12 protein-coding genes and 1 tRNA gene are annotated in these 12,034 nt (G+C 66.0%); 8 read left to right on the forward strand and 5 right to left on the reverse strand.

Translation table 11 applies throughout. The annotated features are described in order from the left end of the window. Positions 1–6 precede the first annotated feature (6 nt). Positions 7–471, forward strand: coding sequence for a preQ(1) synthase (gene queF, locus ACOHWE_RS04340; protein WP_420664395.1), 465 nt, complete (start codon positions 7–9; stop codon positions 469–471). A gap of 111 nt (positions 472–582) precedes the next feature. Here queF and ACOHWE_RS04345 read toward each other — a convergent pair. The 3 genes from ACOHWE_RS04345 to ACOHWE_RS04355 all read right to left on the reverse strand — a co-directional run bounded on the left by ACOHWE_RS04345 (position 583) and on the right by ACOHWE_RS04355 (position 1,898). Beyond that, positions 583–667 (reverse strand) — tRNA-Leu (locus ACOHWE_RS04345). A gap of 96 nt (positions 668–763) precedes the next feature. After that, the gene (locus tag ACOHWE_RS04350) at positions 764–1,360 is read right to left on the reverse strand and encodes a tetratricopeptide repeat protein (RefSeq protein WP_420664397.1); all 597 of its coding nucleotides are present in this window, start codon (positions 1,358–1,360) and stop codon (positions 764–766) included. 67 nt (positions 1,361–1,427) lie between these two features. Beyond that, positions 1,428–1,898, reverse strand: a complete 471-nt coding sequence (locus tag ACOHWE_RS04355) for an Lrp/AsnC family transcriptional regulator (protein WP_420664683.1) — start codon at positions 1,896–1,898, stop codon at positions 1,428–1,430. Between the two features lie 124 nt (positions 1,899–2,022). Between ACOHWE_RS04355 and putA the strand changes: the two genes are divergently transcribed. Genes putA through ACOHWE_RS04370 form a run of 3 tightly spaced genes read left to right on the forward strand, consistent with a single transcriptional unit; the run spans position 2,023 to position 6,667 of the window. Beyond that, positions 2,023–5,454, forward strand: a complete 3,432-nt coding sequence (gene putA / locus ACOHWE_RS04360; protein ID WP_420664399.1) for a bifunctional proline dehydrogenase/L-glutamate gamma-semialdehyde dehydrogenase PutA — start codon at positions 2,023–2,025, stop codon at positions 5,452–5,454. Positions 5,455–5,502: 48 nt separating this feature from the next. After that, positions 5,503–6,267: a rhomboid family intramembrane serine protease gene (locus ACOHWE_RS04365; protein WP_420664401.1), complete on the forward strand. Its 765-nt coding sequence runs from the start codon at positions 5,503–5,505 to the stop codon at positions 6,265–6,267. Between the two features lie 22 nt (positions 6,268–6,289). Then, the gene (locus ACOHWE_RS04370) at positions 6,290–6,667 is read left to right on the forward strand and encodes a GFA family protein (RefSeq protein WP_420664403.1); all 378 of its coding nucleotides are present in this window, start codon (positions 6,290–6,292) and stop codon (positions 6,665–6,667) included. A 257-nt stretch (positions 6,668–6,924) separates the two neighbouring features. On the opposite strand, the gene ACOHWE_RS04375 is transcribed toward ACOHWE_RS04370, so the two are convergent. Further along, complete coding sequence (locus tag ACOHWE_RS04375; RefSeq protein WP_420664405.1) at positions 6,925–7,710, reverse strand: inositol monophosphatase family protein; 786 nt, start codon at positions 7,708–7,710, stop codon at positions 6,925–6,927. 198 nt (positions 7,711–7,908) lie between these two features. Here ACOHWE_RS04375 and ACOHWE_RS04380 point away from each other — a divergent pair, with 198 nt between their 5' ends. Beyond that, positions 7,909–8,928, forward strand: coding sequence for an NADP-dependent oxidoreductase (locus ACOHWE_RS04380; RefSeq protein WP_420664407.1), 1,020 nt, complete (start codon positions 7,909–7,911; stop codon positions 8,926–8,928). A 45-nt stretch (positions 8,929–8,973) separates the two neighbouring features. Here the strand turns inward: ACOHWE_RS04380 and ACOHWE_RS04385 are convergent, their stop codons facing one another. Further along, a complete protein-coding gene (locus ACOHWE_RS04385; protein WP_420664409.1) occupies positions 8,974–9,879 on the reverse strand; it encodes a LysR family transcriptional regulator in 906 nt (301 codons plus the stop codon). Between the two features lie 98 nt (positions 9,880–9,977). Between ACOHWE_RS04385 and ACOHWE_RS04390 the strand changes: the two genes are divergently transcribed. The 3 genes from ACOHWE_RS04390 to ACOHWE_RS04400 all read left to right on the forward strand — a co-directional run bounded on the left by ACOHWE_RS04390 (position 9,978) and on the right by ACOHWE_RS04400 (position 12,005). Further along, positions 9,978–10,847, forward strand: coding sequence for a methylenetetrahydrofolate reductase (locus tag ACOHWE_RS04390; RefSeq protein ID WP_420664411.1), 870 nt, complete (start codon positions 9,978–9,980; stop codon positions 10,845–10,847). A gap of 66 nt (positions 10,848–10,913) precedes the next feature. Then, positions 10,914–11,399 carry a PaaI family thioesterase gene (locus ACOHWE_RS04395; protein ID WP_420664412.1) on the forward strand — a complete coding sequence of 162 codons (486 nt, stop codon included), beginning with the start codon at positions 10,914–10,916 and terminating at the stop codon, positions 11,397–11,399. 84 nt (positions 11,400–11,483) lie between these two features. Beyond that, positions 11,484–12,005 carry a DUF2867 domain-containing protein gene (locus ACOHWE_RS04400; RefSeq protein ID WP_420664413.1) on the forward strand — a complete coding sequence of 174 codons (522 nt, stop codon included), beginning with the start codon at positions 11,484–11,486 and terminating at the stop codon, positions 12,003–12,005. Positions 12,006–12,034 lie beyond the last annotated feature (29 nt).

The raw sequence follows: 12,034 nt of genomic DNA on the forward strand, positions 1-12,034 counted from the left end.
CCTGACATGACTGACGACATCTATAGCAACCTGAAGCAGCTGGGCGGCGCCACCGTATTGCCCAACAGCCCGGAAGAGGCCGAGCTGGAGCGGGTTCAGAACCCGCAGGCAGATGTGGCCTACAACGTGCGCTTTACCGCGCCGGAGTTCACCTCGCTTTGCCCGATGACCGGCCAGCCGGACTTTGCCCATCTGGTGATCGACTACGTGCCCGGCAAATGGCTGGTTGAGAGCAAGTCGCTGAAGCTGTATCTCACCTCCTTTCGCAACCACGGCGCCTTTCACGAAGATTGCACGGTATCGATCGCGCGCCGCCTGGCGGATTTCCTGGAGCCGCAGTGGCTCAGGATCGGCGGCTACTGGTATCCGCGCGGCGGCATCCCGATCGACGTGTTCTGGCAGACCGGTCCCCTGCCCGAGGGCGTCTGGATCCCGGATCAGGGCGTGCCCCCCTACCGCGGCCGCGGGTAGCCGGTATCCGGCGCGAGATCGGGCCCGGAAATCCCGTGATTTCCGGGCCGTATTGCTTGGGAATACGGTTGCCGGTCATGGGATTTCGATACCAGGGTGCCTTGCCGGGGGTGGTACGGGCGGCGGGACTCGAACCCGCACGGCCTAAGGCCTAGGGATTTTAAGTCCCTTGTGTCTACCATTCCACCACGCCCGCACGCAGCTGGGCTGCACGCCTTGGTCTAGCGGCATGGCCCGCTGGGGACAATCTATATTCAACCCGGTGCGGCTGATTTTCCCGGTTGCCGGTCGCTCAGAGGGCGCGTTCGGGTATGGCCCCTGACACCGGCGCCAGCGGACCGCCCGGAGCGGCAAGACTGCGTTCGGGAAGCCAGGGGTTCAGCAACAGTGCTGCGGCCAGCGCCGCTCGCGCCTCCTCGATATGCGATAGGGCGTAGAGCGATAGCGCCCGGCCGCTCAGCGCTGCCACATGGCGCGGGGACAGTGCCAAAGCATGGTCGAGATCGTTCAGCGCCGACGCGAAATCGCGGCGCAGGTAGTGCACGAAGGCGCGCTGGTTGTAGCCCTCGGCATACTCAGGGCAGTAGGCGATCAGCGCGTCGAAATCCGCAAGCGCCCCCAGGAGGTCCAAGCCTGCGCGCCGGACCATTCCACGGTCGAGGATCTCCTGCGCCCGCGCATCAGGCGCATCGGCCCAGTATTGCCACATGCGGTTGGAGATCAGGCGTGCTTCCCGCTCGCTGGGCGCTGCCTGAACTTCGGCCAGGAGCTGCTCCAATGCGTCCGAGTGGTCGGGCGCGGGCGGGCAGCTTGCCGCGGCGCTGACGGGCAAGGCAGCAGCCAGAAGCAGGGCGGGGAAGCGGGAGCATGCAACAGAAATACCAGACATGCCCTTAATGCTGGCGCAGTTGCCGCCGGGATCAAGTTCGGGTCAGCCCCCTGCCCCGTGAGGCAGCTCACAGCGGACCGGGCGCTGCCTCCTCCTTCACCGCCTGCATCGCCACATAGGTGGAGGTCGAGGAGACGTGCGGCAGCGAGGAAATCTTCTCGCCAAGCACCGCACGGTAGTCGCTCATGGAGCGGGTGCGCACCTTCAGCAGGTAATCGAAATGCGAGGCCAGCATGTGCGCCTGCTCGATCTCGGGCACCCGGATCACCGCGGCGTTGAACTTCGCGAGTGCCGCCTCGCGGGTATCGTCCAGCTTCACCTCGACAAAGGCCACGTGGTCGAGCCCCAGCCGGATCGGGTCCACCAGGGCGCGGTAGCCGGTGATGATGCCGCCGGTTTCCAGACGTTTCAGCCGGGTCTGGGTCGGCGATTTCGACAGGCCGATGCGGCGCGCGAGATCGGCGATGGAGATACGGCCGTCCTCGGCCAGGACGTTCAGAATCGCCCGGTCGAACCGGTCCAGATCGGAGAAGTTCATTTGACCCGTCATGTCGCCCCACTTTCTTCAATCGTACTGTACTTGCCACATCTTCGGGCGGTTGTCCCGAAGAATTGGGTGTAATCTGGTTATCAGACTTCTTCGTCCAGCGGAGCACGAGCACATGAACACATCCCGGAAACTGCGGCACCGTATCGATGCCGGAACCTACGCGAATGAGACCGCCATGTGCGGCAAGCTGATCGACCAGGCAGCCCTCAGCAGTGAGGACCGGCAGCGGATCAGCGCCAATGCGGCAGCCCTTGTGCGCGACATCCGCGGCCATTCCGCGCCGGGGCTGATGGAGGTGTTCCTGGCGGAATACGGGCTTTCGACCGAAGAGGGCGTCGCGCTGATGTGCCTCGCGGAGGCGCTCCTGCGGGTGCCGGATGCCGACACCATCGACGCGCTGATCGAGGACAAGATCGCGCCGTCGGACTGGAGCAAGCACCTGGGCAAATCCTCCTCGCCACTGGTCAACGCCTCGACCTGGGCGCTGATGCTGACCGGCAAGGTGCTGGACGAGGACAAGCCAAGCCCGGTGCGCGCTCTGCGCGGCGCCGTGAAGCGGCTGGGCGAGCCGGTGATCCGCACCGCCGTGGGCCGCGCGATGAAAGAGATGGGCCGCCAGTTCGTGCTGGGCGAAACCATCGAGGGCGCGATGCGGCGGGCCGAGGGGATGGAGGCCAAGGGCTATACCTATTCCTATGACATGCTGGGCGAAGCGGCGCGCACCGAAGGCGATGCCTCGCGCTATCACCTGGCCTATTCGCGGGCGATCTCGGCGATCGCGGCCGCCTGCCACAGCGACGATATCCGCAAGAACCCCGGCATCTCGGTAAAGCTGTCGGCGCTGCATCCGCGTTACGAGCTGGCGCAGGACGCCAGTGTGATGGAGGCGCTGGTACCGCGGCTGAAGGCGCTGGCGCTGCTCGCGAAGGCCGCGAAAATGGGCCTCAACGTCGACGCCGAGGAAGCCGACCGGCTGTCGCTGTCGCTGGAGGTGATCGAGGCCGTGGTCTCGGACCCGGCGCTGGCGGGCTGGGACGGCTTTGGCGTGGTGGTGCAGGCCTACGGCCCGCGCACCGGGCTGGCGATCGACGCGCTGCATGAGATGGCCGAGAAATACGACCGCCGCTTCATGGTGCGGCTGGTGAAGGGCGCCTATTGGGACACCGAGATCAAGCGCGCCCAGGCCGAGGGCGTCGATGGCTTCCCGGTCTATACCCACAAGGCGCTGACCGATGTGTCCTACATCGCCAATGCCCGCAAACTGCTCGGCCTGACGGACCGGATCTACCCGCAATTCGCCACCCACAACGCCCATACCGTCGCCGCGATCCTGCATATGGCGGAAGGCAAGGACAAGGCGGCCTACGAATTCCAGCGCCTGCATGGCATGGGCGAGACACTGCACCAGATGGTGCTGGAGCAGAACAAGACCAACTGCCGGATCTACGCCCCCGTGGGCGCGCACCGCGACCTGCTGGCCTACCTGGTGCGCCGCCTTCTGGAGAACGGCGCCAACAGCTCCTTCGTGAACCAGATCGTGGATGAGAACGTGCCGCCGGAGGTGGTTGCCGCCGACCCGTTCGAGGCGGTGGATGATCTCACCCGGCAGATCCCCACGGGGCCGGAGCTGTTCCTGCCGGAGCGGATGAACTCCAAGGGGTTCGACCTGGGCCATGCGCCGACGCTGGCGCGGATCGACGAGGCGCGCGCGCCCTGGCGGGACCACCAGTGGGACGCAGGCCCGCTGCTCGCCGGTGAGGCCCGGCCGGAAACGCCGAAAGACGTGACCAGCCCGACCGACCTCAGCGTCGTGGGCCGCATTGCCCAGTGCAGCAGCGATGATATCGAGCTGGCACTGGCCTCGGCCAACCCGTGGGACGCGCCCGCAGCCGACCGCGCGGCGGTGCTGAACAAGGCCGCGGATCTCTATGAGGAGAATTTCGGCGAGCTGTTTGCGATCCTTGCGCGCGAAGCGGGCAAGACCATTCCCGACGCGGTGGCAGAGCTGCGCGAGGCGGTGGATTTCCTGCGCTACTACGCCGCCCGCATTCCGGACGCGGAACCGGCAGGCGTCTTCTCCTGCATCTCGCCCTGGAACTTCCCGCTGGCGATTTTCACCGGGCAGATCTCGGCAGCCCTTGCCGCGGGCAACGCGGTGCTGGCAAAGCCCGCCGACCAGACGCCGCTGATCGCGCACCGTGCCGTGCAGCTTCTGCACGAGGCCGGGGTGCCGCGCGCCGCGCTGCAGCTGGTGCCGGGCCGCGGCAGCGTTGTCGGTGCCGCGATCACCTCGGATGCCCGCGTGAACGGCGTCGCCTTCACCGGCTCCACCGCCACCGCGCTGCGCATCCGCAAGGCGATGGCCGAGAACCTGCAGCCGGGCTCGCCGCTGATTGCGGAAACCGGCGGGCTCAACGCGATGATCGTCGACTCCACCGCGCTGCCGGAACAGGCGGTGCAGGCGGTGATCGAAAGCGCCTTCCAGTCCGCGGGCCAGCGCTGCTCGGCGCTGCGCTGCCTGTATCTGCAGGAGGACGTGGCCGATACCGTGCTCACCATGCTGAAGGGCGCAATGGACTGCCTGCGGCTGGATGATCCCTGGCACTTGTTTACCGACAGCGGCCCGGTGATCGACGAGGCCGCGCGTGCGGGCATCCTCGCCCATATCGACAAGGCTCGTGCCGAGGGCCGGGTACTGAAGGAGCTGCGCACGCCGCAGGGCGGCACCTTTGTAGCGCCGACGCTGATCGGGGTGCCGGGCATCGAGGCGCTCGAGGAAGAAATCTTTGGCCCCGTGCTGCATGTCGCGCGGTTCCGCGCACAGGATCTGGACAAGGTGATTTCCGACATCAATGCAACCGGTTACGGGCTGACCTTCGGGCTGCACACCCGGATCGACGACCGTGTGCAGCATGTCTGCGACCGGGTGCACGCGGGCAACATCTACGTGAACCGCAACCAGATCGGCGCCATCGTCGGCAGCCAGCCGTTCGGCGGCGAGGGCCTGTCGGGCACCGGCCCTAAGGCGGGCGGCCCGAACTACCTCGCCCGCTTCTGCGCGCCGGACCGGCGGCAGAGCGGCGCCGGGACTGTGCCAGGCACAGTGGGCCAGGGCACGGCCGCGCTGCCCCCTGCCAGCGGGGTGCCGGCGCAGGCGGTCACCACCACTTTGCCCGGTCCGACCGGTGAATCGAACCGGCTCACCATGCTGCCGCGTCAGCCGCTCCTCTGCATGGGTCCCGGCGCCGAAACCGCGGAGGCGCAGGCCGAGGCGGTAATCAGCCTGGGCGGTACCGCGATCAAGGCGCATGGCCTTCTGGGCATCCGTCAGCTGGAGACCGTGGAGGGCATCGCTGGCGTGCTCTGGTGGGGCGACGAGGCCACCGGCCGCGAGATCGAGCAGGCGCTGTCGCGCCGTGACGGACCGATCCTGCCTCTGATCCCCGGCCTGCCCGACCGCACCCGCGTGCTGGCCGAGCGCCATGTCTGCGTTGACACCACCGCCGCCGGCGGCAACGCGGCGCTGCTCGGCGGCATGAGCTGAGAGCGATAGCCCCTTGACGCTGGGCCGCAACCGGCCCAGCGTCTGCGCATGTTTCCCTTGCGCGACCACAACCCCTCAGGCCGGACGCCCTATGTCGTCTACGCGCTGATGGCGGCGAATATCCTCGCTTACATCTATTATTCCGCCACCTACGCCTCGCCCCGGGCGCTGGCCTATTTCTACGACGCCTTTGCGGTGGTTCCGGCCGAGATCAGCCAGGGCTTTGGCTTCGCAACCCTGTTTACTTCCCTGTTCATCCACGGCGGGCTGATCCACCTGGGCGGCAACATGCTGTTCCTGTGGATCTTCGGCGATAACCTGGAAGACGAGATGGGGCACCTGCCTTTCCTCCTGTTCTACCTCGCCTGCGGCATCGGTGCGGGGGTAATCCACGTCGCGTCGGCCCCCTGGTCGCAGGTCCCGACGGTGGGGGCATCGGGCGCCATCGCCGGGGTGATGGGAGGGTATCTGCTGATGTTCCCGAAGGCGCGGGTCGATATCCTGCTGGTGCTGATCATCTACTTCCGCATTTTCTCCATCCCCGCCTTCATCATGCTGGCGGCCTGGCTGGGGATGCAGTTCCTCGGCGGCATCGGCGCCGATCCGGATCAGGGCGGCGTTGCCTACTGGGCCCATGCCGGCGGCTTCATCGTGGGGCTCGCGCTCTGCGTGCCGCTCTGGATCAGGCGCGGCGGCCCGGCCTTCTGGAACCGCACCCACGGCCACCCGCCGCATCCCGAGAGCGAATACTCTGCCAGCCGCATCCCCAAGCTGCCGCGCCGCAAGCGCAATCCGGGGCCTTGGGGGAAGTAATTTGAAAAGCGAGGAGAGACTGATGCAACGCTTGAAAGCCACCTGCCACTGCGGTGCCATCGAGATCGAGGCCGAGTTTCCCGACGGACTCGCCTCCGCCGCGCGCTGCGATTGCTCCTTCTGCCGCCGCCGCGGGGCTGCGGCGGTGACGGCAGTGGCCGATACGCTGAAGGTGCTGAAGGGAGCGGAGAACCTGTCCTTGTACACCTGGGGCACCCATACGGCGAAGCATTACTTCTGCAGGACCTGCGGCATCTACACCCACCATCGGCGCCGGTCGAACCCGGCGGAATGCGGGGTGAACCTCGGCTGCATCGAGGGCGCCAATCCTCGCACGCACCCCGAGAGCTATGGCGAGATCCCCTGGAGCGACGGGGTTAACCATCCGTCGGACCGGTAAGCGGCCATCCACGAAGCCGCGCATCGCCGGCGCGCGCGGGGGCGATCCTGACGGGTGTGTCTGGCAATTTATCCCGGCCAAGTCCGTACGACTTATCGAGGGACCACCCAGCATCAACCAAATCGCCGCCGCGTTGGGGCGCGCCGGCGATACGCGGCGGCCTTCGGCCTTGTTCCGCGCTGGCGGCAGTGGGCGCCTTGAGAAAAAAAAACGCGGCCCCGGGGCCGCGTTTCGAAGTCTCGGGTATCCGCGCCAGATCAGCCGCGGATCACCTTGGAGAAGCTGTCGAAGATCGGCTCGTTCGAGCAGAGCACGCTGCCGCTGTCGATGATGCCCGCCTCAGGGTCGATGGCTTCGGCAAAGCCGCCGGCTTCCTTCACCAGGATGATGCCTGCCGCGAGGTCCCAAGCGTTCAGGCGGCGTTCCCAGAAGCCCTCGTAGCGGCCCGAGGCGACATAGGCCATGTCGAGCGCCGCCGAGCCCCAGCGGCGCACGCCGGCACAGGCGGGCATCAGACGGGCCAGGTCCTGCAGGGTCAGCGGCAGGTCGGAGCGGCCGCCGAAAGGCACGCCGGTGGCAAACACCGACTCGATCATCCGGTGGCGGCCGGAGACGCGGATGCGGCTTTCGTTCATCCAGGCGCCCGCGCCTTTCTCGGCAAAGAACATCTCGTCCTTGGCGGCGTCATAGATCACGCCGGCCACCACCTGCCCCTTGTGCTCCAGCGCGATCGACACCGCCCAATGCGGCAGGCCGTGCAGGAAGTTGGTGGTGCCGTCGAGAGGATCGACGATCCAGCGCCGGGTCGGGTCCTCGCCCGGCTCCTCACCGCCCTCTTCGGCCAGCCAGCCATAGGTCGGGCGGGCCCCCCGCAGTTCGTCCTTCAGGATCTTCTCGGCGGCGATGTCGGCCTTGGAGACGAAGTCACCGGCGCCCTTCATCGAGACCTGAAGGTTCTCCACCTCGCGGAAGTCCTTCACCAGGGAACGGCCTGCCTTGCGGGCGGCCTTGATCATCACGTTGAGGTTTGCGCTGCCAATCATGTCTGCGTTTCCTGTGCCGGTCGGGGGAGGTGCGGGTCAAACCGTGCCTATACGCCTCAAGCCGGAGCTTGCCAAGGGGGCAATGCGCACCGGCAGGGCGCCGCCTGACGCCGGGTCAAATCCCCGCCAGTGCTTGAAATCGGCCGGTATGGCACACAGAGTTCTGCGCACAACAGATTGATCAGGAAGGACGATCCCATGAGCGAAGAGATGCAGCGCATCGTGTTGGCGAGCCGCCCCGAAGGCGAGGCCACGGAGGAGAACTTCCGTCTGGAAACCGCCCCCCTGCCCGAGCCGGGCGAGGGCGAAGTGCTTGTGAAGCTTCACTACATGTCGTTGGACCCCTACATGCGCGGGCGCATGAACGATGCCAAGTCCTATGCCGCCCCGGTGCCCGTGGGCGGCACCATGGAAGCGGGCGGCGTGGGGGAGGTGATTGCCTCGAACAGCCCGGCGTACCAGCCCGGCGACTTTGCGCTAGGACAGTTCGGGTGGGCCAGCCACGCTTGCCTGCCCGCGGACCAGATCCGCAAGCTGGATCCGGATATGGCACCGCTTACAACTGCGCTTGGCGTGCTCGGCATGCCGGGGTTTACCGCTTGGCATGGCTTGCAGGCCTATGGCCGGCCCAAGGCGGGCGAGACGCTGGTGGTGGCCGCCGCAACCGGGCCGGTTGGCTCGATGGTGGGGCAGCTTGCGAAACAGGCGGGTTTGCGCGTGGTCGGCATCGCTGGCGGGGCCGAGAAATGCAAGCTGGCGGAGGAAACCTTCGGCTTTGACGCCTGCCTCGACCACCGCGCGCTGGGATCGGCGGAGGCGCTGAGTGCGGCGCTGGCGGCGGCCTGCCCGGGCGGCATCGACATCTATTACGAGAACGTCGGCGGCAAGGTGCTGGAAGCGGTGCTGCCTTTGATGAACAACTTCGGCCGCATCCCGGTCTGCGGCATGATCGCCTGGTACAACAGCGCCGAAACCGATCTCACGGCCCCGGCAATCTGGCGCACGGTGCTGACGAAGTTCCTGTCGGTGAACGGCTTCATCATTTTCAATCACTACGGCCGCTACCCGGAGTTTCTGAAAGAAGTCGCTCCCAAGGTGGCAGACGGCTCGATCAAATACCTGGAGGATATTGCAGAGGGACTGGAGAACGCGCCCAAGGCTTTCCTGTCCATGATGAAGGGCGGCAATACCGGCAAACAGATCGTCAAACTGGCCTGACCGGGCTTGTTTGCGCCCGGCCCCGGCGGGGCCGGGCGCAAATATCTATTGCTGCTGCAGCTTGCGCGCCTCGATTTTCGCGAGGCGGATCAGCTCCTGCGTATAGGGCTTCTCACGGTCTTCGCTGCGGATCGCGGCATAGAGCCTGCGGGTGATTCCGGCCTTGGTCAGCGGCCGCGTCACGTAGTCGGACGAGTATTTCACCTCCCGTACCACCCAGTCCGGCAGGACCGAAACGCCGCGGTTGGAGGCGACGAGCAACAGGATCACCGCGGTCAGCTCCACCTGGCGGATCGAGGCGGGCTCGACCCCGGCGGGCGTCAGCAGCTGGCTGAAGACGTCGAGCCGGGACTTTTCCACCGGGTAGGTGATGAGCACCTGGCCGAGGAAGTCCTCCGCCTCCACATAGGGTTTTTCCGCCAGCGGGTGGTGGGAGGAGGCAACGAAAACAGCGTTGTAGTCGAACAGTTCGATGAATTCGACGCCGGGAATGTTCTCGGGATCAGAGGAGACCACGAGATCCACCTCCTCCTTCTGCAGTGCAGGCAGCGCGTCAAAGGCAAGGCCGGGGCGGATATCGACATCGACATCGCCCCAGCTCTTGCGGAAAGCCTCCAGCACCGGGAACAGCCACTCGAAACAGGCGTGGCATTCGATGGCGATGTGCATCCGCCCCGCGTGGCCGTCCCGCAACGAGGAAAACTCGGCTTGCGCCGCCTCCACCTGCGGCAGCACCTGCTCGGCCAGGCGCAGGAGCCGCAGGCCCGCGGGCGAGAGTTTCATCGGCTTGGAGCGGCGGATGAACAGCTCGACGCCGGCCTGCTCTTCCAGACCCTTTACCTGATGGCTGAGCGCGCTTTGGGTGATGTTCAGCTGATCCGCAGCCCGGGCCAGCCCGCCGGCCTCGTGGATGGCCTTGATGGTGCGGAGATGGCGGAATTCGATATGCATCCTATGATGTCGCTCATGTTGTTCTTGAGAATTATGAAATTGTCTCACAGTGCTGCGCGTGCAACAAGAGACGAAATCAACACAGCGAGAGACCTGAAATGACGACGCCAGAGATTTCCTTCGAATTCTTCCCGCCGCAGACTCTCGAAGCCTCCTTCCGGCTTTGGGACACGGTGCAGGTGCTCGCTCCGATGGATCCGCGCTTTGTCTCGGTAACCTATGGCGCCGGCGGCACCACCCGCTCGCTCACCCGCGATGCGGTGGCGACGCTGCATAATTCGTCCGGCCTGAACGTTGCCGCGCATCTGACCTGTGTCAACGCCTCCAAGGCGGAAACCCTGGAGATCGCGGACCAGTTTGCCGAAGCCGGTGTGCGCGAGATCGTCGCCCTGCGCGGCGACCCGCCGAAGGGCGAAGGCAAGTTCACCCCGCATCCCGAAGGTTTTGCCGACTCGGTCGCACTGATCGAAGGGCTGGCGGCGCGCGGCGGCTTCACCATCCGTGTCGGCGCCTACCCGGACCGCCACCCGGAGGCCGCCGACCAGGCCGCCGATGTCGAGTGGCTGAAGCGCAAGCTGGATGCCGGCGCCGACGAAGCGCTGACTCAGTTCTTCTTCGAGGCGGAGACCTTCTTCCGCTTCCGCGATGCCTGCGAGAAGGCAGGGATCGACGGCAGCAAGCTCACCCCAGGGATCCTGCCGATCGAAAACTGGAAGGGCGCGCGCAACTTCGCCCGCCGCTGCGGCACCATCATTCCACAATGGGTTGAGGATGCCTTTGACAAGGCGGTGCGCGACGACCGCGAGGATTTGCTGGCGACAGCGATCTGCACCGAGCTTTGCTCGGACCTGCTGGAGGGCGGTGTGGACAAGCTGCATTTCTACACGCTGAACCGGCCCGAACTGACCCGCGATGTCTGCTTTGCGCTGGGGATCACGCCGAAGGTGGTGCTCGAAAACGTAGCGTAAAGCTTGCAGGCAAGATGGCGCGCTTTCTAAGTGGGGCAAATCTCCCTGCCTGGAAAGACGCGCGCCATGTTCTATGCCCAACAGCCCTCCGACCTTTTGACGATGCAGCAGATCACCGAGATGTCCGGGCTGGAATTCATGCAGGGCATCCTGGAGGGCCGTCTGCCCGGCCCGCCGATCGCCAAGACGCTGGGCTACCGCCTTTCCGAGGTCGAGGAGGGCCGCGTGGTGTTCCGCGGCACGCCGGAGTTTGCCTTTACCAACCCGATGGGCACGGTCCATGGCGGCTGGTACGGGACGCTGCTGGACAGCGCCATGGCCTGCGCGGTGATGACCCGGGTACCAAGGGGCTCGGCCTACACAACGCTGGAATACAAGATCAACATTCTGCGGCCGATCCCGCTGGGGGTGACGGTGGATTGCACCGGCCTCACCGATCACGCAGGCCGCTCCACCGGCGTCGCGCACGGCGAGATCCGCGGGGTGGAGGACGGCAGGCTCTATGCCACCGGCTCGACCACTTGCATCGTGATGAATATCGCAGGCCGGTAGCCTTCAGCTCTTTCCGGGATTGCTGCCCGCGGCGGTTGGTTTAAGCTCCGGGTCAGCGTTTTGCCTGCCCCGAAAGGATTTCTGATGCCACCGGACAGTCTGGCCCGCGCCGCCACGGCCCGCATTCAGGTTCTGGCCCCCGCCGGGGAACTGGATTTCCTGGACACGCAATCCGTTGTTCTGCCCGCGCCCATCACTCCGCTGGACGCCTGGAGGCTGATGCACGCCCGGCCGCTGCCCGGCATGAAGCTGGCGTTCCGGCTCCGCGACGCGATTTGCGCCCCTTTCGGCGTGAAGCGCATCGGCGGTATCTCGGGCCAGCCGAAAGGGGGTGTCAGACCCGGCGGCAAGCTGGATTTCTTCACGGTGGCGAAGCTGACGGAGGAGGTCCTGACCCTCACCGTGCGGGATCGGCATCTGGACGTGATGACCTGCGTGACCTGCAACAGCGGAGTGCTGTCCGTGACCTCGTCCGTGAAAACCCACAGCCTGTTCGGCCGCCTCTACATGCTGGTGGTACGCCCGGCCCACAAGCTGATCGTCGCACTGTCGCTGAAACGGCTTCTGCAGGAGATGGACCGGGGCAGCAGCGCTACACGCCGGTGAGGCTCGCAGGCTCCCGGCCGCCCTGGGTA

Origin of the sequence: Cribrihabitans neustonicus (assembly GCF_048820895.1) — a bacterium.
Lineage (GTDB): Bacteria > Pseudomonadota > Alphaproteobacteria > Rhodobacterales > Rhodobacteraceae > Cribrihabitans_A > Cribrihabitans_A neustonicus.